This window comes from uncultured Tateyamaria sp., assembly GCF_947503045.1.
Taxonomy (GTDB): Bacteria; Pseudomonadota; Alphaproteobacteria; order Rhodobacterales; family Rhodobacteraceae; genus Tateyamaria.
This window is the reverse complement of the sequence record NZ_CANNCF010000001.1, coordinates 1308920-1331762: the sequence shown is the minus strand read 5'-3', so window position 1 is coordinate 1331762 and position 22843 is coordinate 1308920. Positions and strand designations below refer to the sequence as shown.

General features: G+C 60.5%; 29 protein-coding genes. All 29 read right to left on the bottom strand.

All coding sequences use genetic code 11. The annotated features are described in order from the left end of the window. Window positions 1–66 precede the first annotated feature (66 nt). Window positions 67–1737: a ribonuclease J gene (locus Q1A89_RS06745; protein ID WP_299725186.1), complete on the bottom strand. Its 1671-nt coding sequence runs from the start codon at window positions 1735–1737 to the stop codon at window positions 67–69. A 4-nt stretch (window positions 1738–1741) separates the two neighbouring features. Beyond that, window positions 1742–2515, bottom strand: coding sequence for a type III pantothenate kinase (locus Q1A89_RS06740; protein ID WP_299725184.1), 774 nt, complete (start codon window positions 2513–2515; stop codon window positions 1742–1744). An 11-nt stretch (window positions 2516–2526) separates the two neighbouring features. Then, the gene (locus Q1A89_RS06735) at window positions 2527–3276 is read right to left on the bottom strand and encodes a biotin--[acetyl-CoA-carboxylase] ligase (protein ID WP_299725182.1); all 750 of its coding nucleotides are present in this window, start codon (window positions 3274–3276) and stop codon (window positions 2527–2529) included. A 53-nt stretch (window positions 3277–3329) separates the two neighbouring features. Then, window positions 3330–4766 (bottom strand): NADH-quinone oxidoreductase subunit NuoN, encoded by a 1437-nt coding sequence (gene nuoN / locus Q1A89_RS06730; protein WP_299725180.1) that lies wholly within the window; start codon window positions 4764–4766, stop codon window positions 3330–3332. Between the two features lie 16 nt (window positions 4767–4782). After that, window positions 4783–6324, bottom strand: a complete 1542-nt coding sequence (locus Q1A89_RS06725; RefSeq protein ID WP_299725178.1) for an NADH-quinone oxidoreductase subunit M — start codon at window positions 6322–6324, stop codon at window positions 4783–4785. Then, window positions 6324–6581: a hypothetical protein gene (locus Q1A89_RS06720; RefSeq protein ID WP_299725176.1), complete on the bottom strand. Its 258-nt coding sequence runs from the start codon at window positions 6579–6581 to the stop codon at window positions 6324–6326. Before Q1A89_RS06720 ends, Q1A89_RS06725 begins: the two co-directional genes overlap by 1 nt. Further along, a complete protein-coding gene (nuoL, locus tag Q1A89_RS06715) occupies window positions 6581–8680 on the bottom strand; it encodes an NADH-quinone oxidoreductase subunit L (protein WP_299725174.1) in 2100 nt (699 codons plus the stop codon). The genes Q1A89_RS06720 and nuoL overlap by 1 nt, the downstream gene beginning before the upstream one ends. Window positions 8681–8687: 7 nt before the next feature. After that, complete coding sequence (gene nuoK / locus Q1A89_RS06710; protein ID WP_039686350.1) at window positions 8688–8993, bottom strand: NADH-quinone oxidoreductase subunit NuoK; 306 nt, start codon at window positions 8991–8993, stop codon at window positions 8688–8690. Between the two features lie 42 nt (window positions 8994–9035). Next, window positions 9036–9503 (bottom strand): hypothetical protein, encoded by a 468-nt coding sequence (locus Q1A89_RS06705; RefSeq protein ID WP_299725172.1) that lies wholly within the window; start codon window positions 9501–9503, stop codon window positions 9036–9038. Beyond that, window positions 9500–10096: a hypothetical protein gene (locus tag Q1A89_RS06700; RefSeq protein WP_299725170.1), complete on the bottom strand. Its 597-nt coding sequence runs from the start codon at window positions 10094–10096 to the stop codon at window positions 9500–9502. The genes Q1A89_RS06705 and Q1A89_RS06700 overlap by 4 nt, the downstream gene beginning before the upstream one ends. Beyond that, window positions 10093–10695 carry an NADH-quinone oxidoreductase subunit J gene (locus Q1A89_RS06695; RefSeq protein WP_299725168.1) on the bottom strand — a complete coding sequence of 201 codons (603 nt, stop codon included), beginning with the start codon at window positions 10693–10695 and terminating at the stop codon, window positions 10093–10095. Before Q1A89_RS06695 ends, Q1A89_RS06700 begins: the two co-directional genes overlap by 4 nt. Continuing rightward, window positions 10692–11114 carry a carboxymuconolactone decarboxylase family protein gene (locus tag Q1A89_RS06690; protein ID WP_299725166.1) on the bottom strand — a complete coding sequence of 141 codons (423 nt, stop codon included), beginning with the start codon at window positions 11112–11114 and terminating at the stop codon, window positions 10692–10694. Before Q1A89_RS06690 ends, Q1A89_RS06695 begins: the two co-directional genes overlap by 4 nt. Next, window positions 11111–11530: a DUF4259 domain-containing protein gene (locus Q1A89_RS06685; protein WP_299725163.1), complete on the bottom strand. Its 420-nt coding sequence runs from the start codon at window positions 11528–11530 to the stop codon at window positions 11111–11113. The genes Q1A89_RS06690 and Q1A89_RS06685 overlap by 4 nt, the downstream gene beginning before the upstream one ends. A 17-nt stretch (window positions 11531–11547) precedes the next feature. Further along, entirely contained in the window at window positions 11548–12042 is a 495-nt protein-coding gene (gene nuoI, locus Q1A89_RS06680) for an NADH-quinone oxidoreductase subunit NuoI (protein WP_299725161.1), read from the bottom strand. 1 nt (window position 12043) lies between these two features. Continuing rightward, window positions 12044–13084, bottom strand: a complete 1041-nt coding sequence (nuoH, locus tag Q1A89_RS06675) for an NADH-quinone oxidoreductase subunit NuoH (protein WP_299725159.1) — start codon at window positions 13082–13084, stop codon at window positions 12044–12046. A gap of 6 nt (window positions 13085–13090) precedes the next feature. Next, on the bottom strand, window positions 13091–13372 hold the full coding sequence (locus Q1A89_RS06670; protein ID WP_299726137.1) for a hypothetical protein: 282 nt from the start codon (window positions 13370–13372) through the stop codon (window positions 13091–13093). 95 nt (window positions 13373–13467) lie between these two features. Then, on the bottom strand, window positions 13468–15486 hold the full coding sequence (nuoG, locus tag Q1A89_RS06665) for an NADH-quinone oxidoreductase subunit NuoG (RefSeq protein ID WP_299725157.1): 2019 nt from the start codon (window positions 15484–15486) through the stop codon (window positions 13468–13470). Window positions 15487–15490: 4 nt separating this feature from the next. Further along, window positions 15491–15895 (bottom strand): DUF5333 domain-containing protein, encoded by a 405-nt coding sequence (locus tag Q1A89_RS06660; RefSeq protein ID WP_299725155.1) that lies wholly within the window; start codon window positions 15893–15895, stop codon window positions 15491–15493. A gap of 121 nt (window positions 15896–16016) precedes the next feature. Continuing rightward, window positions 16017–16391: a hypothetical protein gene (locus Q1A89_RS06655; RefSeq protein WP_299725153.1), complete on the bottom strand. Its 375-nt coding sequence runs from the start codon at window positions 16389–16391 to the stop codon at window positions 16017–16019. A 26-nt stretch (window positions 16392–16417) separates the two neighbouring features. Next, window positions 16418–16858 (bottom strand): DUF3291 domain-containing protein, encoded by a 441-nt coding sequence (locus Q1A89_RS06650; RefSeq protein ID WP_299725151.1) that lies wholly within the window; start codon window positions 16856–16858, stop codon window positions 16418–16420. Window positions 16859–16872: 14 nt separating this feature from the next. After that, the gene (locus Q1A89_RS06645) at window positions 16873–17286 is read right to left on the bottom strand and encodes a hypothetical protein (protein ID WP_299725149.1); all 414 of its coding nucleotides are present in this window, start codon (window positions 17284–17286) and stop codon (window positions 16873–16875) included. A gap of 5 nt (window positions 17287–17291) precedes the next feature. Further along, on the bottom strand, window positions 17292–18569 hold the full coding sequence (nuoF, locus tag Q1A89_RS06640; RefSeq protein WP_299725147.1) for an NADH-quinone oxidoreductase subunit NuoF: 1278 nt from the start codon (window positions 18567–18569) through the stop codon (window positions 17292–17294). A gap of 57 nt (window positions 18570–18626) precedes the next feature. Continuing rightward, window positions 18627–18845 carry a DUF5337 family protein gene (locus Q1A89_RS06635; protein ID WP_299725145.1) on the bottom strand — a complete coding sequence of 73 codons (219 nt, stop codon included), beginning with the start codon at window positions 18843–18845 and terminating at the stop codon, window positions 18627–18629. Between the two features lie 3 nt (window positions 18846–18848). Further along, window positions 18849–19604, bottom strand: coding sequence for an endonuclease (locus Q1A89_RS06630; RefSeq protein WP_299725143.1), 756 nt, complete (start codon window positions 19602–19604; stop codon window positions 18849–18851). A 27-nt stretch (window positions 19605–19631) separates the two neighbouring features. Further along, window positions 19632–20792 (bottom strand): NADH-quinone oxidoreductase subunit E, encoded by a 1161-nt coding sequence (locus Q1A89_RS06625; RefSeq protein WP_299725141.1) that lies wholly within the window; start codon window positions 20790–20792, stop codon window positions 19632–19634. Continuing rightward, window positions 20792–21061, bottom strand: coding sequence for a hypothetical protein (locus Q1A89_RS06620; protein ID WP_299725139.1), 270 nt, complete (start codon window positions 21059–21061; stop codon window positions 20792–20794). The genes Q1A89_RS06625 and Q1A89_RS06620 overlap by 1 nt, the downstream gene beginning before the upstream one ends. Beyond that, complete coding sequence (locus Q1A89_RS06615; RefSeq protein ID WP_299726134.1) at window positions 21058–22269, bottom strand: NADH-quinone oxidoreductase subunit D; 1212 nt, start codon at window positions 22267–22269, stop codon at window positions 21058–21060. The genes Q1A89_RS06620 and Q1A89_RS06615 overlap by 4 nt, the downstream gene beginning before the upstream one ends. Before the next feature lie 10 nt (window positions 22270–22279). Beyond that, the gene (locus tag Q1A89_RS06610) at window positions 22280–22669 is read right to left on the bottom strand and encodes a nuclear transport factor 2 family protein (RefSeq protein WP_299725137.1); all 390 of its coding nucleotides are present in this window, start codon (window positions 22667–22669) and stop codon (window positions 22280–22282) included. Beyond that, on the bottom strand, window positions 22669–22842 hold the full coding sequence (locus Q1A89_RS06605; protein WP_299725135.1) for a hypothetical protein: 174 nt from the start codon (window positions 22840–22842) through the stop codon (window positions 22669–22671). The genes Q1A89_RS06610 and Q1A89_RS06605 overlap by 1 nt, the downstream gene beginning before the upstream one ends. Between the last annotated feature and the right edge of the window lies 1 nt (window position 22843).

The window sequence follows — 22843 nt, the reverse complement described above, 5'->3', positions numbered from 1 at the left end:
TCGGCACCTCGTCAGATACAAGAAAGGCGGGCCTTGGCCCGCCTTTTTTTGTTTGTGATCTGATGCTTACTGCATTCGGCTGATAACAACTGTCACTTCTGGCTTCTTGCCGATCTCGTCCTGCGCGGTCTTGCGCACGATCCGGCGCAGCGCCTCTTCCAGTTTGTCATCTTCGCGCAATGTCTTGGCATCGGCCCGGCCCAAGAACTGGCCCAGGTCCGCCTCAAGCACATCAACCAGCGCGGCCTTGCTGCGCCCCATGTCGGACAGGCCCGTGGTCTCGCACCAAGGTTCACCCAGTGGCTCGTCCTCTTCATCGAGGATCAGCGTCACGGTCACATGACCGTTCAGCGCCATGCGGATACGATCCCGCACAACACCGTCCAGCGCGCCGATCTGCACCGACCCATCCAGATAGGTCCGCCCGGTTTCGACATATTCGACCACGCGCGGGGCATTGCCCGACAGATCAATCATCATGCCGTTCACGGCCAGCACTCCGGTCCGCCCGCGCGCCTCGGTCAGTTTCACATGTTCACGCAAATGCCGGTGTTCGCCGTGCATGGGCACCACGACCTGCGGGTTCACGATGTCCTGCAGTCGCTCCAGATCGGGCCGGTTGGCGTGGCCCGATACGTGGTAAAGGCCCGAAGTATCATCCACCACATCCACCCCCTTTTCAGAGAGCTGATTCATGATGCGGATCACGCCGCGTTCATTGCCCGGAATGGTTTTCGACGAAAACAGGAACAGATCGCCCTCTTTCAGCTCCAGCCCCATGTACTTGCCGTTCGCCAGTTGGGCCGAGGCCGCGCGGCGTTCGCCTTGCGAGCCTGTCACCAGCAGCATCAGGTTCTCGCGCGGAATGTTGCGGGCATCCTCGGGGCTGACGGTGGGTGGAAAATCCTTGAGCACGCCGGTCTCGACGGACGCCTCGATCATCCGCCGCATCGCCCGGCCCAACAGCACGATCGAGCGGCCCGCCCGCTCGCCCGCTTCGGCCAGCGTTTTGACCCGTGCGACGTTGGACGCAAATGTGGTCGCCACGACAACGCCCGCGTCATGGGCCCGCACCAGTTTTTCGATCTCGGGGCCCAGTGTCGCCTCGGACCGGCCGGGATGGGGGGAAAAGATGTTGGTACTGTCACAGATCAGCGCCTTGACGCCGTCCTTGGACACATCGGCCCAAAGGTCCGGATCAAAGGGCTCGCCCACCAGCGGTGTCTCGTCCAGTTTGAAATCGCCCGAGTGGATCACGCGACCATCGGGTGTGTCGATGACCAGTGCCGCGCTTTCGGGGATCGAGTGGGACATCGGCAGAAAGCCGACCTTGAACGGCCCTGCCTGCACCTGTTCGGGCCAGGCCGACACCACGGTGACCGCCTCGTCCGGGTGGCCATGCTCACCCATCTTGCGCCGCGCGATATTGGCCGTAAAGGGTCGCGCAAAGATCGGCGCGCCAAGCTGTTCATAGGTGTGCGCCACCGCGCCCACGTGGTCCTCGTGGGCGTGGGTGATGAACACCCCTTCGATGCGGTCGCGCCGCTCGGCGAGCCACGCGATATCGGGCAGGATCAGATCCACACCCGGGCTTCCATCCATATCGGGGAAAGTCACGCCAAGGTCCACCACGATCAGGCGTTCCTGTTCGGGGGCTCCATAGCCGTAGACATAGGCATTCATGCCAATTTCACCCGCCCCACCGAGGGGCAGGTAGATCAATCGTTCACTGCTCATTGTGTCAGGTATTTTCCTTGTTATAGCGATGGATGACCGTCAGGCCATGCATCGTCAAATCGTCGATGTAATGGTCAAAAAGGGTCTCGGTCTGCTGAAACAGCGGTGCCAGACCCCCGGTTGAGATGACGCGCATGTCGCGGGCGCGTTCCGCTTTAATTCGGGCACATATCTCACGCACGAGGCCGACGTAACCCCAAAACACCCCCGATTGCATGCAGGCCACAGTGTTGGTGCCGACAACGGACTGCGGCTTGGTGATGTCGACATGCGGCAGGGCGGCGGCGGCGTTGTGCAGCGCCTCAAGGGACAGGTTCACGCCGGGCGCGATAACGCCGCCGATATAGGCCCCGTCACTGGCGACCACATCGAACGTGGTGGCGGTGCCGAAATCCACCATGATCAGATCACCGCCGAACAGATCAAAGCCTGCAACCGTGTTGACCAGCCTGTCAGGGCCCACTTGGGTGCCCTCATCCACGCGCACATCCACCGGCAGCAGGCAGTCGGGTTTGCCCACCACGATGGGCCGCGTGTTGAAATAGCGATCGGCAAAGACGCGCAGGTTGAACACCACCCGTGGCACGGTGGAGGACACGATCACATCCGTGATCTCCACGTCGATCTTCTGGAATTTCATCAGCGTGGACAGCCAGACATAGTACTGATCGGCGGTGCGCTGCCATTCGGTCGAAGTGCGCCATGTGCCGATGAACGCCTCACCGTCCCAGATCGCAAACACCGTGTTGGTGTTGCCGCAGTCGATGGCCAAGAGCATGGGCGCTCCTTTCAGAAATAGACGTCCCCCGCCGGGATGCTGACCCGGCCTTGCGCCGTCTCTAGAACAAGTTGCCCCTGTGCGTCCACATCCACGAAGGTGCCGTGAAATTCCTCGCGCGTGGTGCGCGCGGTGATGGGTTCGCCCAGCCGCGCGGCATGGGCCAGCCACGCGGTGCGGATCGGGGCAAAGCCGAGGCGGGTGAACTGTTCCTCGTAACGGGCATAGGCAACCGCCAGCAGGTCCAGAAACGCTTCGGGGTCGATGCTCACACCCAATTCGCTGCGCAAGGCAACCGGGCGCAGCGCGCCTTCCTCGACCGCGCGCGCCTCTGGCGCGGTGGCCAGGTTGACCCCAATGCCAATGGCCAGATGGCTCATCCGGGCCTGAATGGCGATGGTCTCCAGCAGAATACCGGCCACCTTGCCTCCGCGCAGCAGCACGTCATTGGGCCATTTGAGGGCAAAGGCATCCGCGCGGCCTGTCGCGGCCACAAAGGCCTCGTGCAGCGCCAATGAAACGACGAAAGAGCGTAAGGCCGCCTGCCCCGGCGCCTCGGCCAGCGGCAGGACCAGAGTGGCGGCAAAGTTGCCCGCAGGCATCGACCACGCCCGCCCGCGCCGCCCGCGTGCCGCTGTCTGGCGATGGGCCAGGATCCACGCAGGGCCAGCCAGATCAGGCGCAATGCGCGCCGCCTCGCTCAGGGTGGAGTCCACCTCCTCCAGCACGGACCGCCCATAGCCTTGGGGCCAGGCGTTCATGGCTTCTCTGTTTTCAAAAAATCCCCCCCGGAGGGTCGGGCGGACAAAAGCACCTAGTTGACCAACGTCTGCGCCGCCATCGCAGCAGCCCCTTCAACACCGAACATGTTCACAATGCCGAACACCATGACCGCGGCCGAGCCCATCAGCATCACGCCAAGGATCACCGACTTGCCGCCGTTGAGACCTTTTTCGGGCTCTTCGCCGAAATACATGAAGAAGACAATGCGCAGGTAATAATAGGCCCCGATCACGGATGCGATCACACCTGCCACCGCCAGCCAGATCAGGCCCGCCTCATAGGCTGCGCGCAGCACGTAGAGCTTGCCGAAGAAGCCGAGCATCGGCGGCACACCGGCCAGCGAAAACAACAGGATCAGCATCGCCAACGCTTTGCCGGGCTCACGCTTGGCATACATATTGAGTGCACCGATATCTGTCACCGGCTGCCCGTCCTTCTCCATCATCAGGATAAAGGCAAACGTCCCGACGTTCATGGTCACATAGATCGCCATGTAGACCAGCATCGCCTGCACACCCAAAACGGTGCCCGCCGCCAGCCCCATCAGCGCATAGCCCATATGGGCGATGGACGAGAATGCCATCAGGCGTTTGATATTGGTCTGCCCGATGGCCGCGAATGCCCCGAGGAACATCGACAGCACAGAAAGCAGCGCCATGATCTGCTGCCAATCCGCCACCGCGCCGCCGAATGCGTCATGCATCACGCGGGCAAACAGCGCCATGGCCGCGACTTTCGGGGCCGTGGCGAAAAAGGCGGTAATCGGGGTGGGCGAGCCTTCGTAGACGTCCGGCGTCCACATGTGGAATGGCACGGCCGAGACCTTGAAGGCAAAGCCTGCCATCAGGAACACGAGACCAAAGAGCAGACCCAGCGAGACACCCTCTTCGGCCACCTGCACGATGCCGGAAAACAGCGTGGTGCCGGCATAGCCATAGACCAGCGAAGCGCCATACAGCAGCAAACCAGAGGACAGCGCGCCGAGGACAAAATACTTGAGCCCCGCCTCGGTGGATTTGGCGGAATCCCGGCGCAGCGAGGCTACAACGTAAAGGGCCAGCGATTGCAGCTCGAGCCCCATGTAAAGCGCCATGAGGTCCCCGGCGCTCACCATCATCATCATGCCGACGACCGCCAGCACAACCAGCACCGGATATTCGAACCGCAGGATGCCGCGCGAGGACATGTAGGCTTCGCTCATCAGCAAGACGGCAGCGGCAGAAACAAGGATCACCACCTTGGCAAAGCGGGAAAACGCGTCATCCACGAACATGCCGTTAAAGGCGATGTTGGTGCCTTCTCCGGTGAACCCGATCCATGCGGCCACGGCCAGAAAGATCGCCGCCGTCGCCCAAAGCAGCGCCGAGGCCAGCCCGTCCTTGGACGTGTAAACCGCCGCCATCAGTCCCAGCATGGCAAAGACGGCCAGCAGGATTTCGGGCAGGATGATGGTCAGATCAGCAGCCATGGGCTTTCGTCCTTACTCAGTTCGCAGCAAGCTGGGTGGCGGCCTCTGCCGCGGCCAGCGCCGTGTCGTAATTGCTTACCAATGCGGCCACAGACGGGCCCGTGATGTCGAGGATCAGCGCCGGGTACACGCCCAGCAGGATCGTCATCACCACCAGTGGCGCAAAGATCGCCTTTTCCCGGCGGGTCATGTCGGTGATCGATTTGAGGCTTTCCTTGATCAGATCACCCATCACGACACGGCGATAAAGCCACAGCGCGTATGCGGCGGAAAAGATCACGCCGGATGTTGCCACCAGCGCCACCCATGTGTTGACCTGGAACACCGCCATCAGCGTCAGGAACTCGCCCACGAAACCCGAGGTGCCCGGCAGGCCCACATTGGCCATGGTGAACAGCATAAAGATCAGCGCATAGGCCGGCATCCGGTTCACAAGGCCACCGTAGGCGTCGATCTCGCGCGTGTGCATCCGATCATAGATCACGCCCACACAGAGGAAGAGCGCGCCAGAGATAAAGCCATGGGACAGCATCTGGAAAATCGCGCCATCGACACCCTGCTGGTTCGCCGCAAAGATGCCCATGGTCACAAAACCCATATGCGCGACAGAACTGTAGGCGATCAGCTTTTTCATGTCCTCCTGCACCAGCGCGACAAGCGAGGTGTAGACAATTGCTATGGCCGACATCCACAGCACTAGCGGTGTCAGCACCTCTGCCCCCACCGGGAACATCGGCAGCGAAAAGCGGATAAAGCCGTAGCCGCCCAGCTTCAAAAGGATCGCCGCCAGCACAACCGACCCCGCCGTGGGTGCCTGCACGTGCGCATCCGGCAGCCATGTGTGCACCGGCCACATCGGCATCTTGACTGCAAAGCTGGCAAAGAAGGCGAGGAACAGCAAAGTCTGTAGCCCGCCGATCACCTGAACACCCAGCACTTCGAAGGTTTCAAAGCTGAAATTGTGGACCAAGAGCTGCTCGATATCCGTGGTGCCCGCATTGGCATACATGCCAACCATCGCCACCAGCATCAGCACCGAGCCGAGGAAGGTATAGAGGAAGAACTTGAACGACGCATAGATCCGGTTCGCCCCGCCCCAGATGCCGATGATCAGGAACATCGGGATCAGACCAGCCTCGAAGAACAGGTAGAACAGCACCAGATCCAGCGCCATGAACACGCCCAGCATCAGCGTTTCCAGCATCAGGAACGCGATCATGTATTCCTTGACCCGTGTTTCCACATTCCACGAGGCGGCAATCACCAGCGGCATCATGAAGGTGGTCAGCATCACGAACAGAACGGAAATCCCATCGACCCCCATCTTGTAGCTGAGGCCCATGATCCATGCGCCTTCTTCGACGAACTGGAAGCCCGTATCGCCCGCATCAAAGCCGAACAGGATGAACAGCGACACCACAAAGGTGATCGACGTGGTCGCCATAGCCACCCACTTGGCATTGCGGTTGGCCGCCTCGTCTTCGCCGCGCAGGAACACGGCGAGGATAAGTGCCGCAACCGCAGGCATGAAGGTCACGATGGAAAGAAGGTTGTCCATCAGAACCATCCTCCGAATATATTGGTGAAAAAGGCAACGATCAGCGCTATCGGTATGAACACCACCAGCACGGCTGCGAATATCGACACATAGGTCATCGTACCAACGAACAGCCCGGCGCCCGCAACAACCAGCGCGGATCGCGCAAGGCCACGCTGCCACCACTGCGGCGCGCCCAGAAAGAAGGCCGCCACAGCCATCAACAGGGTCAGCGCACCGACCATCAGCCAGAATTCCATCGGCAGCGCCTGTAGCATCAGTTCGCTCCTCCGCTGAGGCTCATCCATGTGATCAGAACCGCGATCCCGATCACCATCGCGAATGCGTAGGTGAAGATGTAGCCCGACTGTGCCCGACCCGCCAGACGGGTGATGAAGGGCACGATGCCCATCGATACGCCGTTGATCGACCCGTCGATGACGTTGCCGTCACCCTTCTTCCACAACTGCTTGCCGATCCACATCGCAGGTTGGATGAAGACGTAGTGATAAAGCTCGTCAAAGTACCACTTGTTCTTGAGAAACAGGTAGAGCGGACGCTGGTTCTCGGCCAGACGGCCCGGCAGGCTGGGGTTCTTGATGTAGAACCAATAGGCCATCAGGAACCCGATCAGCATCGCGGCAAAAGGCGAAGTCTTGACCCAATAAGGCACCTTGTGCGCGTCATCGAGAACCGTGTTGCCCTCACCGATATAGATCGCCCCTTCGCCCGGTTTCCCGGCGAAGACATAGTGGTGTTCGCCCTCTTTCTTCTCGGCGGCCTTGTCGCGCGCGGTCACGATTGCGGAATGATCCGCGCCCTCTTCTGCGTAAGGGATACCGTAGAATTTGGCGACCTGATCGGTGTGTCCAAAGAACGAACCGTACCAGACCATGCCCGCAAAGATCGCGCCGATGCTGAGAACACCCAGCGGGACGATCATTGTCATCGGGCTTTCATGGGCGTGATCATGGGTGTGCTTGTCACCCCTCGCCTCGCCATAAAAGGTCAGGAACATCAGACGCCAGCTGTAGAAACTGGTCATCAGCGCGGCGAGGACCAAGGCCCAAAAGCTGAACCCGGTGCCCGCCGCATAGGCGCTTTCCACGATGGCATCCTTGGACTGGAAGCCCGCGAACCCGATGGGGATTTCACCCAAAGTGAAAATCCAGACCGGAATGCCCACGCCCGTAATGGCCAACGTGCCGATCATCATGGCGGCAAATGTGTAGGGGATCTTTTTGCGCAGACCGCCGTAGTTGGTCATGTCCTGTTCATGATGCATCGCGTGGATGACCGACCCCGCGCCAAGGAACAGCATCGCCTTGAAGAAGGCGTGGGTCAGCAGGTGGAACATCGCCGCCGAATACATGCCCACGCCTGCAGCGACGAACATGTAGCCCAATTGCGAGCAGGTCGAATAGGCGATCACACGCTTGATGTCGGTCTGGACCAGACCCACGGTCGCGGCAAAGAACGCGGTCGCAGCGCCAAGGAAGGTGACGAACGCCATCGCCTCGGGCGCGAACTCCATCAGCGGCGACATGCGGCAGACAAGGAAGACCCCCGCCGTCACCATGGTCGCGGCGTGGATCAGCGCGGACACAGGCGTCGGCCCCTCCATCGCATCGGGCAGCCAGGTGTGCAGGAACAGTTGCGCCGATTTGCCCATGGCCCCCACGAACAGCAGGAAGGCAATCAGGTTGGCCGCATTCCACTCGGTCCACAGGAACGTCAATTGCGTTTCGGCCAGCATCGGCGCGGCGGCAAAGATGTCGTCAAAGCGGATCGAATCCGTCAGGAAAAACAGCGCGAAAATCCCAAGAGCAAAGCCGAAATCACCCACCCGGTTGACCACAAAGGCCTTGATCGCGGCGGCATTGGCGCTCGGCTTGCGATAGTAGAACCCGATCAAGAGATACGAGGCGACGCCCACCCCTTCCCAGCCAAAGAACATCTGCACGAGGTTGTCGGCCGTCACCAGCATCAGCATCGCAAAGGTGAAGAAGGACAGATAGGCAAAGAAGCGGGGTTTATAGCTTTCGCCCTCTTTCCACTGCGGGTCATCGGCCATGTAGCCAAAGGAATAAAGGTGCACGAGGGACGAGACCGTTGTGATCACGATCAGCATGATGGCCGTCAGGCGATCAAGGCGGATGGCCCAATCCGTGCTCAGCGTTCCGGATTCGATCCAGCGCAGGATCTGAATGGTCTCGGTCGTGCCGTCAAAAGTCAGGAACACGATCCATGACAGGATGGCGGACAAGAACAACAGCCCCGTCGCGATCCAGCAGGCTGCAGCCTCGCCAAAGATGCGCCAGCCAAAGCCACACAGCAGCGCGCCAACAAGGGGGGCGAAGAGGAGGATGGTTTCCATGGTGCCCTTAACCTTTCATCACGTTGACGTCTTCGACCGCGATGGTGCCACGGTTGCGGAAGAAGCAGACAAGGATCGCAAGACCGATGGCGGCCTCGGCGGCGGCGACGGTCAGCACAAACAGCGTGAACACCTGCCCTACAAGGTCGTCCAGAAAGGAGGAGAACGCCACAAGGTTGATGTTCACCGCCAGCAGCATCAACTCGATGCTCATCAGCAGGATGATCACGTTCTTGCGGTTCAGAAACAGCCCGAAGATGCCGATGACGAACAGCGTCGCCGCAACAGTCAGGTAATGTTCAAGTCCTATCATGTCGTCCCTCCGGGGCTGTCCCCGTTTGCTCTCGTTTGCCGGTTAGCCCAGCGTAAATTCTGTCTTGTCGCCCCGAAGTTCGGGGTAGAGCGCGGCGCAGGCACAGGGCTCTGCCGCCAGCGTGGTGATGTCGATATTGCGCGCAATGCCGTTGAGATCGGTGGCCATGCGCTCGAACGTGGCAAAGGCGCGCGCGCCCGCCTCGTGGCGTGTCACCACCGCCAGTGCTTTTTCAGTCCGGTTGAAGGCCACGCGGTCGCCCATGTTCTCTTCCTGCGTGCGGAAGGTCAGCGCGGTGCCGGGGCCGCAATCCACAACGGCGATGGACGTGGCGGTGCCCTCCTGGCTCCACCAGTCCTGCCACATGACGCGGCCCTCGCCCAGATCGTCATGTGCGGCCTCTCCCCCATGGCTGGCATGGGTGACGCGGTCGCAATCAGCGAGGGACAGGGCAACCGCCTGACCCGCCAACACGCAGCTACACATCGTCAAAAGGGCCACACGCATCATTGCAATGCCCCTTTCGATTGAGGATGGTGCAGACGGCAGCCACAGAGGAAATCCACACGATCCTTGCGCGGCACAGGGCCACCTTCCAGATCGAGGCGCAACGCGGCGAGATCACCGTCAACCCAGACCTTGCGGGTTTGCATAGCAATCTGTTCGAAGGCGGCCAGCCCGTCGCCTTCGGTCAGCGTCAAGGGACCGGCGGGGGCAATGATCGGCTCGCGATCCCCCAACTCATGGCCGCAACTGTCGATGGAATAGTTGTCGTTATCTATGTATCCAGCAATCACCCGTGTGACCGCGAGGGCGTCACAGTCGACCACCATCAGGTCAGAGGCCACACCCTCCGCCGTGTCGAGCACATGATAGACCCGCGACTTGTCCAGAGGCTGCGCATCGCCGCCCGACACCTGATCATAAAGACCGCCATTCACGAAAGAGCAGTAGCGCCCCATCTCGACCGGCTTGCTGTTTGCGCGCGCGTCACGGTTGATCTGACGCTTTTCCGCGGGCGTTTGGAACTGCACTTCGCAGGCCAGCGCCGCCCCGGACAGCGTCAGGGACAGAACCAAAGATATGAAAATCTCTGCGCTCACAGACCCTGCCCTGGTTTGACGTCCTTGAGCTCCATCGCCAGTTTCGGGTCGCGCATCATCTGGGCGACCACGTCCTGACGCTTCACGTCCGTGCGGTGGCGCAGCGTCAGCACAATCGCCCCGATCATCGCGACCAGCAGGATCAGACCCGACAGCTGGAACAGCAGGAAATACTGGTCATAGAGGATCAGACCCAACGCTTCGGTGTTGTGGCGATCCACCGGGGTCACCTGCGCGCGCAGCCCTTCAGCGGCGGCATTGCTTTCCCATGCGCCAAAGGCGATCACGAATTGCATCAGGATCACCACGGCGATCAGCAGGGCCAGCGGCATGTATTTGGCCATCTCGGCCTTCAACTCGGCAAAATCGATGTCGAGCATCATGACCACGAACAGGAACAGCACGGCGACCGCGCCCACATAGACGATGATCAGCAGCATCGCGACGAATTCAGCGCCCAGCATCACGAACAGACCGGCCGAGGACAAAAAGGCGAGGATCAGCCACAGGACCGAGTGCACCGGATTGCGGCTGATCACGGTAAAGAGCCCGCCAGAGATCACGCAGATGGAAAAGAGGTAAAAGGCAAACACGCTCATGTCTTGTCCTCACTGTCACCCATGACCTCTTGCGCCAGTTCCATGGCGCGGGTCATGGCGGGCACGCCGGCAAACACTGCCATCATGCCCAAAGTCTCGGAAATCTGTTGGTCGGTGGCCCCGGCCTCAAGCGCGTGGCGCACGGTCTGGCGCACGGCCACATCGGCCTGCGCGCCCTGCATGGTGAGGCCCGCAAGGGTGATCAAAAGGCGCGTCTTGGCGTCCAGCCCGTTTTCGTTGAGGGCATTGCCAAACCATGCCTCCATCACGTCCTTGGGCATGGTTGGCCACATCGCTTCCATCGCCTTGGGGTCAAACCCCTTGGCCGGGTCAAACGCGCCCATCTGGGGAAAGCTTTTCGCCATTTCCTGCATCTGCGCCATCATGGCGGCAAAGGGGTTGGTGTCGTTGTCGCTCACAACAGGCCTCTCAATCGGGTTTCGAGCCCGTCCATTTCCGCCGTCCAGACCGCGGCACTGGCCTCTTCTTCGGTCCAAAGCTCGGCCAGTTCGGAGTTTTCGGCCGTGATACGGCGCACGGCCCGCAGGGCGAGCGCGATCAGGCCGTCATCCTGTGCGATGTCTTCTTCATGTTCGCGCAGGCGTTCGAGGTCATCCTCGTCAATGGCCGGACCTGCATCGAAACTCGCAGCCACCGCTTCGGCAGCGGCACGGGCCGCACTGCCGGCATCCACCTCAAGATAATCGGCGGCAGAGGTGTCGGCGGCCTCGTCCAACGCAGCACGCACAGCTTCGACACCGCCGGATGCGTATTCTTCCTCGATCCAGTCAAGCGAGGTGTCATCCTCAAATATGCCAACGCCGAACGCGCCCATTGATCTGATCCCTGCCCTTACCTGTATGGCGCGTCGATTTCGAGGTTGCGCGCGATCTCCGCCTCCCAGCGGTCACCGTTTTCGAGCAGTTTTTCCTTGTCGTAGTACAGCTCTTCGCGGGTCTCGGTGGAGAATTCGAAATTTGGCCCTTCGACAATAGCATCAACCGGGCACGCCTCCTGGCAGAACCCGCAATAGATGCACTTGGTCATGTCGATGTCGTAACGCGTCGTGCGGCGGGAGCCGTCTTCGCGCGGTTCGGCATCGATGGTGATGGCCTGCGCCGGGCACACCGCCTCGCAGAGCTTGCAGGCGATGCAGCGTTCCTCGCCATTGGGATAGCGGCGCAGCGCGTGTTCGCCACGGAAACGGGGCGACAACGGCCCCTTTTCATGGGGGTAGTTCACCGTTGCCTTGGGGCGAAAGAAGTATTTCAGGCCCAGCTTGAAGCCGACAAAAAAGTCCTGCAGCAAGAAGTATTTCGCGGCGCGGCCATAGTCGATCTGAGTCATCTTACCCTCCCACGGTCCAGCGGGCGTAAAAACCCCAGAACCAGTCAAACTTGGCGGCAAAGGCCACGAACACGACCCAGAACAGCGAGAACGGCAGGAACACTTTCCAGCCCAGACGCATCAACTGGTCATAGCGGTAGCGGGGCGTGATCGCCTTCACCATCGAGAAGATGAAGAAGACAAACAGCATTTTCAGCACCATCCAGAAGATGCCATCGGGCAGGAACGGCACCGGCGACAGCCAGCCGCCGAAGAACAGCAGCGACACCAGCGCACACATCAGCACCACGGCCACCAGTTCGCCGATCATGAACAAGAGGAACGGGGTGGAGGAATATTCGACCTGATAGCCCGCCACCAGTTCGGATTCCGCCTCAGGCAGATCGAAGGGCGGCCGGTTGGTTTCAGCCAGCGCCGAAATCAGGAACAGGAACAACATCGGCAGATGCGGCAGCCAGTACCAGTTGAAGATGCCCCAATCGCCATCCTGTGCGGCCACGATGGAGCCAAAGTTCATCGAACCCGTGGACAGGATCACCCCGATGATGATCAGACCGATGGAGACTTCATAAGAGATCATCTGCGCGGCAGACCGCAACGAGCCGAGGAAGGGGTATTTCGAGTTGCTGGCCCAGCCACCCATGATCACGCCATAAACCTCCAAAGAGGAGACGGCAAAGACGTAAAGAATGGCGACGTTGATGTCGCTCAGCACCCAGCCATCGTTGAACGGGATCACCGCCCAGGCGATCAGCGCCATGACAAGGCTGACCATCGGCGCCATGAAGAACACGCCTTTGTCCGCGCCTGCGGGCACGACGACTTCCTTGACGATGTACTTGCCGAAATCCGCGAAACTTTGCAGCAGGCCGAACACACCCACGACGTTGGGGCCCCGGCGCATCTGCACGGCGGCCCAGATCTTGCGGTCCGCATACATCAGAAAGGCCAACGCGACCAGCAGTGGCACCACCACAAGCAGCACTTGCCCCACGATCAGAAGTCCGATGCCCAACGGGCTATTTGTGAAAAAGTCAGCCATCAGTCCTCACACCGTCGGTATCCCCTTTTCCGCGCAGGCGGCGGACACGACTTCGGCGTCGATTGTCCTGATCCCGCGTGGCAGGGCTGGCGAGATGGTGTAAACAGCATCCGCCGTCCACACGCCAGCCTCTTCGTCAACATTTGTGCGCAAATGACGCGCAAAACCCCAGCCCCGGATCAGCGTATAGCCCGCGGCGGCGCATTCGGCATAGTTCTCCACGTCCCTAGCGCTCAGCGCATTGGTCATCGACACGTTGAACTGCACCAGATCATCGTCCAGCAACATGGTCTCGACCCCGCGATAATCGGGGATGAACCGTTCTGCCGTGGGCACAGGCTCACAAGCCGCGAAAGGCGCGATGGTTATGAGCCACGCGGCCTTCATTCAGCGGCCAGTGCCCCGGTGTTGCGCGCCTTGGCGTTGGCGCTCAACTCGGCCATCAACTGGCTTGCGCGTGCGATGGGGTTGGTGAGGTAGAAATCACTGACGGTCGAGGTCAGAACGCCGCCTTCGATCTTGCCCTGCGCCAGTGCGTCGCCGGTGTTTTCGGCCACCTCGTCGATGGCGCCCAGATGCGGGTGCGCCTTGACGATCTGGTTGCGCAAGGCGGCGATGCTGTCAAATGGCAAGGCATTGCCCATCTCACCGGACAGCGCGCGCAGGATGGCCCAGTTTTCCTTGGCCTCGCCGGGCGCAAAGCTGGCGCGCGCGGCCAGTTGCGGGCGTCCTTCGGTGTTCACGAACAGGCCCGGTTCCTCGGTATAGGCAGCCCCCGGCAGGATCACGTCGGCACGGTGCGCGCCCCGGTCCCCATGACTGCCCTGGTAGATCACGAAAGCACCCGCCGCGATGTCAAGCTCATCCGCGCCAAGGTTGTAGATCACGTCAGCCCCATCAACAGCGGCCATCGCATCGGGGTTCGTCGCGCCCACATCCATCGCGCCCACGCGGGCGGCGGCAGTGTGCAGGATCAACATGCCGGAATGCGTGCTTTCGGCCAGTGCGTGCGCACCCGCAAGGATCGCGGCCCCATCGCCGCGGGTAAGTGCACCCATGCCAACGATGATCACGGACGGTTTTTCCTGCACCGCAGAATGATCACGCTTGAGCAGATCGTTGATCACCGTCGCATCTGTTCCGATGTGATTGGCCTCAAAGGTCAGATCGATCATCTCGCCGATCACACCCACATTGGCCCCACGCGACCACGCCTTTCGGATGCGTGCGTTCAGCACCGGCGCCTCAAGGCGCGGGTTGGTGCCGATCAGCATGATGGCCTCAGCAGTGTCGATATCCTCGATGCGCGCTGTGCCCACATAGGCCGCACGGTTGTCACTGGGCAGCTTCGCCCCGTCCGTGCGGCACTCGACAATTCCGCCCTGCCCTTCGACCAGTGTTTTCAGCGCATAGGCAGCCTCGACCGGAGCCAGATCGCCCACGAGGCCCGCCAGTTTCGACGCACCCTTGATGGCGGCGGCGGCCTTGCCAAGCGCTTCGGGCCAGGTGGCCGGGCGCAGTTTGCCATCCTCGCGGATATAGGGCGTGTCCAGCCGCTGGCGGCGCAACCCGTCCCAGACAAAGCGGGTCTTGTCCGAAATCCATTCCTCGTTCGTGCCGTCATGGTTCAGCGGCAAAAAGCGCATGACTTCGCGCCCCTTGGTGTCCACGCGGATAGAGGACCCAAGCGCATCCATCACATCGACACTTTCGGTCTTGGTCAGTTCCCAGGGCCGCGCTGTAAAGGCGTAAGGTTTGGACACCAGCGCCCCCACGGGGCAGAGATCAATGATGTTGCCCTGCAGGTTGGAATCCAGCGTCTCGCCCAGATAGGAGGTGATCTCGGAATCCTCGCCCCGCCCGGTCTGGCCCATCTGGGTGATGCCAGCAACTTCGGTGGTAAAGCGCACACAGCGGGTGCAGGAAATGCAGCGGGTCATGTGGGTTTCGACCAGCGGGCCAAGGTCCAGATCATCGGTGGCGCGCTTGGGCTCGCGGAAGCGACTGAAATCGACGCCATAGGCCATCGCCTGATCCTGCAGATCGCACTCGCCACCCTGATCGCAGATCGGGCAATCCAGCGGGTGGTTGATCAGCAGGAATTCCATGACGCCCTCGCGGGCCTTCTTGACCATGGGCGAGTTCGTCTTGATCACCGGCGGCGCACCTTCGGGGCCGGGGCGCAAATCCTTGACCTGCATTGCGCAGGACGCGGCGGGCTTGGGCGGGCCGCCGACAACCTCGACAAGACACATGCGGCAGTTGCCAGCGATGGACAGGCGTTCGTGATAGCAGAACCGGGGGATCTCGACCCCGACCTCTTCGCAGGCCTGGATCAGGGTCAATGCACCCTCCACCTCAACCTCTTTGCCATCAATCACGATCTTGCGCAGGGTGCTCATAGGTTCAGTTCATCCTCAACAGGGCGCCCACCTGGCCGCCTTTTTCGATCTCTTCGCGACCCAAGCGGCAGTAGCCGTCGCTGGCACCGGGGGTCGCCCCGGCCTCGGCCAGATACGCATCACGTTGGGCTCGCAGACGGGCCTTTTCGGTGTCGGACTTGCGATAGGCATCAATTTCAGCGTCGCTGTAGCCAAGGGCGCGGGCCCGCGCACCAACCGCGCGAACAACGCCAAGGGCCTTGACCATCCGGGCGGAAATAGCGGGGCAGTTCTTGCGAATTTCATCGGCAATCCCAACAGCCAGCAAGGTGCCGTCCACTTCGGGAACATCCCGCAGATGTGGTTTTGCCGAAATCGCTCCGGCGGACAGGCTAAGGATCAGGGCCATGGTCATCGTCATTGCGCGCATCGTTTCTCTCCTCTGATCGCGTCGTGCAGACGCAAGATGGGAAAGCACCACCGTGCTATGCAATATCATGACCTTTCACAACCCGTTAGCACACAAATTGTCGCCTATCGGGAGGATAAGTTCACAGGGCCGAGCAGGTCCCTGTCAGCAGCAAACGGTCGTTGGAGATACGCAATGTTCCGTCCTCTCCATCCGGCCCGTCTGTCCAGTCGATATCGGACGTGCCAAAGTTGCCCACGCAGTAGCGCGTGGCCTCATAGGCCCCGGCCGCGCGCGCCCCTTCCAGCGACGCCGAAACCGGGCGCACCGTGACCTCGAAATCAAGGCGCTGCTTGTCGACCTTCTTGGCACTGGCGCGAAAGAACTGCCCGTCAAAGGCGATGCGATCCGCCTTTCTTCCATTGCAGGCCGACAGCAACAGCACAGCGATCAGCATCAGGCCCAGCAGCAGCGCCGGGCGGCGGTCGGTCAGGGAAAGCGTCTTGGTCTTGGTCATTCGTCAAAGTCTCCGCACGTGCCGCCTCAGATCACATGGCTCCAGCCAAAGGCGTGATCCGTATTGCCATGGTTTTCAAGATGATGAAAGCGCTCCATAGCCTCTTTGATCGTCGGCATGTGGCCATCGTCCACGTGCCACATGACAAAGCGCAGGCCTTGATCCGGGTCGTACCATTCGCCCTTGCGGTCGTAAAACTGCTTGTGAACGGTCTGAAAGGTGAAAGCATGCAGGCTGTGCACGTCCTGCCAGACCGACAGGGTGGAAGCGGTGCGGGGATTGCCGCCCATTGGGCCATCCGGGTCCAGTTGCGCGGCTTCCATCTCGTCCCCTTCAAGGTGCCAGATGTAGCCGGGGCTGCGGCGCGCAATGTCATAAACGCGGTCGAGGTTGTTCTGGAAGTCGGCAACACGCGGGTCGTCCCAGTCGTATTTTAGGGTGCCAATGTTGAATTCGGCGAGGGGCATTTTTTAGTGCAAACTCAGCGCTTGATCAAAAATCTTCCGACTTCGTGTTGGGAACCAATTAGATTTTCCCCTGCTCTGCACCATGTTGTGGGCACCGCTATGACGATTTCGTTTTCCTCAATGAAAGCCAAGGTGTCCTTCTGTGCTTGGGGAGCTCGTCTTGCGGCGAGAATTTTTGCACCGTCCGGCGTGAGGTGATATTTCGACATCTGTTTGTCAACCGCCCGCCTTACTGACCTCACACGCTTCCTATTCAGCTTCAAAGTCGTGCAGTTTTTGTCGATCATCTGTGCGTAGATTGTCGGCTTCAAAAGCACGTAGGCATCATCAAGGGCTTCACCAATGGGTTTTCTCTGCAACTCAGCACCTGCTTCGGTTGCGAACAAAAAAGCGAGTAAAGTGGCAAGCTTAGCCGGCAAGAGCTTCACCGGACCTACTCCGCCGCGATCCGCTTGGCTGCAATCCGATCCTCGATCTCATCCCGGAAGTTCTTGATCAGCCCCTGGATTGGCCACGCCGCCGCATCACCCAAAGCGCAGATCGTGTGGCCCTCAACCTGTTTGGTGACGTCCAGCAGCATGTCGATCTCCTCGACCTCCGCCTCGCCTTTCACCAGACGGTCCATCACGCGCATCATCCAGCCTGTGCCTTCGCGACAGGGCGTACACTGCCCGCAGGATTCGTGCTTGTAGAACTTGGACAAGCGCCAGATCGCCTTGATGATATCCGTGCTCTGGTCCATCACGATCACCGCAGCGGTCCCGAGCGACGATCCCTTTTCCTTAAGCGCATCGAAATCCATGATCGCGTCGCGCATATGCTCGCCGCGCACATTGGGCACGGAGGACCCGCCGGGGATCACGGCCTTGAGATTGTCCCAGCCACCCCGAATGCCGCCGCAATGCTTCTCGATCAGCTCCTCGAACGGGATGCTCATGGCCTCTTCGACCACGCACGGATTGTTCACGTGGCCCGAGATCGCAAACAGCTTGGTGCCTGCGTTGTTGGGTCGACCGAAGGAGGAAAACCACGACGCGCCACGGCGCAGGATGGTTGGCACCACAGCGATGGATTCCACGTTGTTCACCGTGGTCGGGCACCCATAGAGGCCCGCGCCGGCCGGAAACGGCGGCTTCATGCGCGGCATGCCCTTTTTGCCCTCAAGGGATTCCAACAGAGCGGTTTCTTCGCCGCAGATATAGGCCCCTGCCCCGTGATGCAGGTAGATGTCGAAATCCCAGCCCGATTTGGCGGCGTTCTTGCCGACCAGTCCGGCCTCATAGGCCTCGTCGATGGCGTTCTGCAGGGCTTCTTTTTCGCGGATATATTCGCCGCGAATGTAGATGTAGCAGGCATTGGCATTCATCGCGAAAGACGCGATCAGGCAGCCCTCGATCAGGGTGTGCGGATCATGGCGCATGATCTCGCGGTCCTTGCAGGTGCCGGGCTCGGATTCATCCGCATTCACAACCAGATAGGCGGGGCGCCCGTCAGATTCCTTGGGCATGAACGACCACTTGAGACCCGTCGGAAAACCCGCACCGCCGCGACCGCGCAGACCGGAATCCTTCATCTCCTGAACAACCCAGTCGCGGCCCTTCTTGATCAGCTTGTCCGTGCCATCCCAATGCCCACGGGCCTGCGCGCCTTTCAGCGTGCGGTCGTGCATCCCGTACAGGTTGGTAAAGATACGATCCTTGTCAGCAAGCATGCCAAATCTCCTCGGTCGACCCAGCCTTGGGCCTTTTGACCCCGCGCATGGGTCGTTTTATGTGTCCCGGCTGTTTTGCCAAATCCTGAGGGCTACCACCAGTGCCCAAATGAACGCAGCCAGTGCAAACAGCAGCAAAAGTATCTCGAACCGGGCAGGCAAGCCCAATGCGGACACGATCACGGGCGCAAAGATGGACAGAATCGCGGCCCCCGCAATGACGAGGGCCGCGATACGGCCCTGTCGGGCCAGTTTGGGATCAAGTCGGTCAGACACGGATCAGTAAACGCCGCCCTTCTTGACCTTCTTGGAAAACTCGGTGGTGCCTCCTTCGGCAAGGGTCTTGGCCTGCGACACCCATTCATCGCGGCTCACACGGCCCTTGAACCCTTCGAGGTTCTCGTCAACCCATGCGATCTCGTTGGGACCCCAGCCTGCGATCTGGTCAAAGTGGTAAAAACCCATGGAGTGCAAAAGCGCTTCAAGTTTGGGGCCAACACCCTTGATTTGCTTGAGATTGTCCGGCCCACCCTCACGTGCAGCGCTTAGCGTTTCTGGCTTGGAGCCACCGCTGACGGGCTCGGGGTTGGTCACAGGCTTGGGATCGGCTTTTGCCTTTGGCTTGGCGGCAGGTTTCTTTTCGGCGGCTGGCTTGGCCGCTGGTTTCTTTTCGGCAGGTTTGGCCTTGGGCGCAGGCGCCTTGACCGAGGCCGCGTCACTCTTGGCGGCGGTATCCGCCTTGGCCGCAGCGGCGGACGGTGCCGGTGCGGCTGCCTTTTCGGCAACCTCAGGCTTGGCCGCAGATGCCGGCGTCGCCTGACCGACCTTCGCCTCGTTCAGCGCAGGCAAGGGGCGACACATGATCCAACTCAGCAGCGCACCGGCAACAGCGGCGATCACCAGCCCTGCAAACACGGCCTGAACAAACGTCCAGCCGCCCAGCAATCCCAGCAATACCGCGCCCAGCAAACCGCCCAGGGCCGCAACCAGCCAGCATCCGATGGCGCAGCTGACCATACCTTTTTCGTTACTCATGATACTCCCTCTCCCGTCCTGAGGTTCTTATTCCTCTTTATAGATAGCATCTTTTTTGGCACGTTTGGAAAACTCGGTCTCGGCCCCTGACGCAAGCGCCTTGGCCTGAGACACCCAGTTGTCACGGCTGACACGGCCCTTGAACCCTTCGAGGTTCTGATCGACCCAGGCCACTTCGTCCCCGCTCCATTCAGCGATCTGGTCAAAGTGGTAGAATCCCAGCCGGTTCAGCAGTGCCTCAAGCTTGGGGCCAACGCCCTTGATCATCTTGAGATCATCGGCCTTGCCGTCGCGCGCACCCTCGAGGGCGGCAGGTTTGGTGCCGGGGCTGTCCGGGCTCGCGGCCTTTTGGGCGGCGGGTGTTGCCTTGGGCGTATCGGGCGCCTTGGGACGGGCCGGCGCCTTGTCGAGCACGGCCGCCTTTGCGCCACTGGCCTTTGGGTTTGCCTTGGATTTTGGTTTGGCGGGCGCATTGGCCGCCTTGCCCTGCCACGGCGCAATCAGGGGCACTTCGGTCCCGTCGATGCGCTTGACCGTGTCGCCGATATCCGTCGCCAGTTGGACTGAGGCGTTATATTTCGTGTGCCCGCTGTCAAAATCCTTGAGCGTGGTCAGACCGCTCAGCGGTTCGGCCGCGTAGCGCCCATTTTGAGGGCCGGGCGTGGGCACTTTGCCTTCTGCCAGCTCATCAATGATCTCACCCATGCGGGCAGCAGTCAGATCCTCGTAGTAATCCTTGCCGATCTGGGCCATGGGCGCGTTGGCGCAAGAGCCGAGGCATTCGACCTCTTCCCAGCTGAACTTGCCATCCGCGCTCAGCTGATGCGGTTTCTTGGCGATCTTGTTCTTGCAGACAGCCACAAGATCCTCGGCCCCACAGATCATGCAGGACGTGGTGCCACACACCTGAATATGCGCAACAGAACCAACCGGTTGCAACTGGAACATAAAGTAGAACGAGGCGACCTCAAGCGCGCGGATATAGGCCATGTCGAGCATGTCGGCCACGGTTTCAATCGCGGGACGGGTCAACCAGCCCTCTTGTTCCTGCGCACGCCACAAGAGCGGGATGATGGCCGAAGCCTGACGGCCTTCGGGGTACTTGGTGATCTGCGCCTCGGCCCAGGCCAAATTGGCGGCGGTAAAGGCAAAGCTATCGGGTTGGTCCAGGTGGAGGCGGCGGAGCATCAGAGTGTTTCCCTCAAGACTAGCAGCTGATCAATAGCGAGGCGCAGGCGCTCGAGGATCAGTGGCAACTCGGTTTGCAGAAAGGCAATAAGCAGCGCCCGGGCCCACAAGGTCAGGGCGGTAAGGTAGACGAGCGACAAGATGACAAAGCCCACTAACCCGGCAAGGGTGCCTTGCAGTGGAGAGTGGCGCAACATGCCCACTTCGGCGGCCAACCAGAAACTGGCAAGAAAAACCACCAAAAATCCCAGGGAAATACCCAAGATCACCGATCAATCTCCCCGAACACCACGTCCATCGTGCCGATGATCGCGGCCACGTCGGCCAGTTGGTGCCCTTTCGAGATGTAATCCATCGCCTGCAAATGCAGGAAACCCGGCGCGCGCAGCTTGGCGCGGTAGGGTTTGTTCGACCCGTCCGCCACCAGATATACGCCGAACTCGCCCTTTGGCGCCTCGACCGCGCAATAGACCTCGCCTTCGGGCACGTGGAACCCTTCGGTATAAAGCTTGAAGTGGTGGATCAGCGACTCCATCGACGTTTTCATGTCAGTGCGCGAAGGCGGTGTGATCTTGCCCCGCGCCAGCACGTCGCCGGTCGCTTCGCGCAGCTTGGCGACGGCCTGTTTGATGATCGACACCGACTGGCGCATTTCTTCCATACGGACCAGATAGCGATCAAAGCAATCGCCGTTCTTGCCCACAGGGATCTGGAAGTCGAATTCGTCATAACATTCATAGGGTTGGCTGCGGCGCAGGTCCCATGCAAGGCCAGAGCCGCGCACCATCACGCCAGAGAACCCGTATTTCAGGATGTCATCCTCGGTCACGACGCCAATATCAGCGTTGCGCTGTTTGAAGATGCGGTTTTCGGTCAGCAGCCCGTCGATATCATCCAGCAATTCGGGGAATTCGTGGGCCCATTGTTCGATATCGTCGATCAGGTCATCCGGCAGGTCCTGATGCACACCGCCGGGACGGAAATAGGCTGCGTGAAGACGCGCGCCACAGGCCCGCTCATAAAACACCATCAGCTTTTCACGCTCTTCAAAACCCCAGAGCGGCGGCGTCAGCGCACCCACATCCAACGCCTGCGTGGTGACGTTGAGCAGGTGGTTCAGCACCCGCCCGATCTCGCAATAGAGCACGCGGATCAGCGAGGCACGGCGGGGCACCTCGACGCCCGTCAGCTTTTCGATGGCCAGACACCAGGCATGTTCCTGGTTCATCGGCGCCACGTAATCCAGCCGGTCGAAATAGGGCAGGTTCTGCAGATAAGTCCGGCTTTCCATCAGCTTTTCGGTGCCACGGTGCAGCAGGCCGATATGCGGATCGCAGCGTTCCACGATCTCGCCGTCCAGCTCCAACACCAGACGCAAAACCCCATGTGCGGCAGGGTGTTGCGGGCCGAAGTTGATGTTGAAATTGCGGATCTTCTGCTCGCCCGTCAGGGCGTCTTCGAATTTGGAGCCGTCCATCATGTTACGCTCACCCTTCCATGGCCGAACCACCCATGGTCCGGAATACTTTTGTCATCAGTTTCCACGCCCCATCGACACGGATGAACCCAAGGTGGTCCTCGTAGCGTTTCGGGGGCACGTCGACCCGCAGATGCACACGCGCAATTTCGTCACCCGCCACATCGATGCTGAAAATCTCATAAACCGGCGCGCCCTCAAAGGCACTGCGACCCGACACGCGCTCGAGATAGGCTGCCTTGTCCCAGAATTGGGCCAATCCGTCAGCGCTTACCTCTGTCATGGTGAACTTGTCATGGCACATATCGGCGAACACATCCGCCTTGGCGAAATGCACGGCATCGCAATACGTCTCCGCCAGCACCTGAATGGCGTCACGAGATGGGGTTTGTGCATCCATCACCGCTTCTCCAGCTCTTGCAGCTTCAGCGCCATGAACCACAGCAGCGCGATCGTCCCGATCGGGATCACGCAGACAAAGGCCCAGTAGGCGTTGATGCCGAAATGCGGCAGCAGCTTGAACATCGGGATGATGGTCAGCGCCGCGATAATGATCCAGATCAGCATATCCACG

What these genes read in the sequence shown, in the direction of transcription:
- Q1A89_RS06745 (WP_299725186.1), bottom strand. Translation starts at nt 1,737, where the DNA reads ATGAGCAGTGAACGATTGATCTACCTGCCCCTCGGTGGGGCGGGTGAA.
- Q1A89_RS06740 (WP_299725184.1), bottom strand. Translation starts at nt 2,515, where the DNA reads ATGCTCTTGGCCATCGACTGCGGCAACACCAACACGGTGTTTGCGATC.
- Q1A89_RS06735 (WP_299725182.1), bottom strand. Translation starts at nt 3,276, where the DNA reads ATGAACGCCTGGCCCCAAGGCTATGGGCGGTCCGTGCTGGAGGAGGTG.
- nuoN (WP_299725180.1), bottom strand. Translation starts at nt 4,766, where the DNA reads ATGGCTGCTGATCTGACCATCATCCTGCCCGAAATCCTGCTGGCCGTC.
- Q1A89_RS06725 (WP_299725178.1), bottom strand. Translation starts at nt 6,324, where the DNA reads ATGGACAACCTTCTTTCCATCGTGACCTTCATGCCTGCGGTTGCGGCA.
- Q1A89_RS06720 (WP_299725176.1), bottom strand. Translation starts at nt 6,581, where the DNA reads ATGCTACAGGCGCTGCCGATGGAATTCTGGCTGATGGTCGGTGCGCTG.
- nuoL (WP_299725174.1), bottom strand. Translation starts at nt 8,680, where the DNA reads ATGGAAACCATCCTCCTCTTCGCCCCCCTTGTTGGCGCGCTGCTGTGT.
- nuoK (WP_039686350.1), bottom strand. Translation starts at nt 8,993, where the DNA reads ATGATAGGACTTGAACATTACCTGACTGTTGCGGCGACGCTGTTCGTC.
- Q1A89_RS06705 (WP_299725172.1), bottom strand. Translation starts at nt 9,503, where the DNA reads ATGATGCGTGTGGCCCTTTTGACGATGTGTAGCTGCGTGTTGGCGGGT.
- Q1A89_RS06695 (WP_299725168.1), bottom strand. Translation starts at nt 10,695, where the DNA reads ATGAGCGTGTTTGCCTTTTACCTCTTTTCCATCTGCGTGATCTCTGGC.
- Q1A89_RS06685 (WP_299725163.1), bottom strand. Translation starts at nt 11,530, where the DNA reads ATGGGCGCGTTCGGCGTTGGCATATTTGAGGATGACACCTCGCTTGAC.
- nuoI (WP_299725161.1), bottom strand. Translation starts at nt 12,042, where the DNA reads ATGACTCAGATCGACTATGGCCGCGCCGCGAAATACTTCTTGCTGCAG.
- nuoH (WP_299725159.1), bottom strand. Translation starts at nt 13,084, where the DNA reads ATGGCTGACTTTTTCACAAATAGCCCGTTGGGCATCGGACTTCTGATC.
- Q1A89_RS06670 (WP_299726137.1), bottom strand. Translation starts at nt 13,372, where the DNA reads ATGTTGCTGGACGATGATCTGGTGCAGTTCAACGTGTCGATGACCAAT.
- nuoG (WP_299725157.1), bottom strand. Translation starts at nt 15,486, where the DNA reads ATGAGCACCCTGCGCAAGATCGTGATTGATGGCAAAGAGGTTGAGGTG.
- Q1A89_RS06660 (WP_299725155.1), bottom strand. Translation starts at nt 15,895, where the DNA reads ATGCGCGCAATGACGATGACCATGGCCCTGATCCTTAGCCTGTCCGCC.
- Q1A89_RS06655 (WP_299725153.1), bottom strand. Translation starts at nt 16,391, where the DNA reads ATGACCAAGACCAAGACGCTTTCCCTGACCGACCGCCGCCCGGCGCTG.
- Q1A89_RS06650 (WP_299725151.1), bottom strand. Translation starts at nt 16,858, where the DNA reads ATGCCCCTCGCCGAATTCAACATTGGCACCCTAAAATACGACTGGGAC.
- nuoF (WP_299725147.1), bottom strand. Translation starts at nt 18,569, where the DNA reads ATGCTTGCTGACAAGGATCGTATCTTTACCAACCTGTACGGGATGCAC.
- Q1A89_RS06630 (WP_299725143.1), bottom strand. Translation starts at nt 19,604, where the DNA reads ATGAGTAACGAAAAAGGTATGGTCAGCTGCGCCATCGGATGCTGGCTG.
- Q1A89_RS06625 (WP_299725141.1), bottom strand. Translation starts at nt 20,792, where the DNA reads ATGCTCCGCCGCCTCCACCTGGACCAACCCGATAGCTTTGCCTTTACC.
- Q1A89_RS06615 (WP_299726134.1), bottom strand. Translation starts at nt 22,269, where the DNA reads ATGGACGGCTCCAAATTCGAAGACGCCCTGACGGGCGAGCAGAAGATC.
- Q1A89_RS06610 (WP_299725137.1), bottom strand. Translation starts at nt 22,669, where the DNA reads ATGGATGCACAAACCCCATCTCGTGACGCCATTCAGGTGCTGGCGGAG.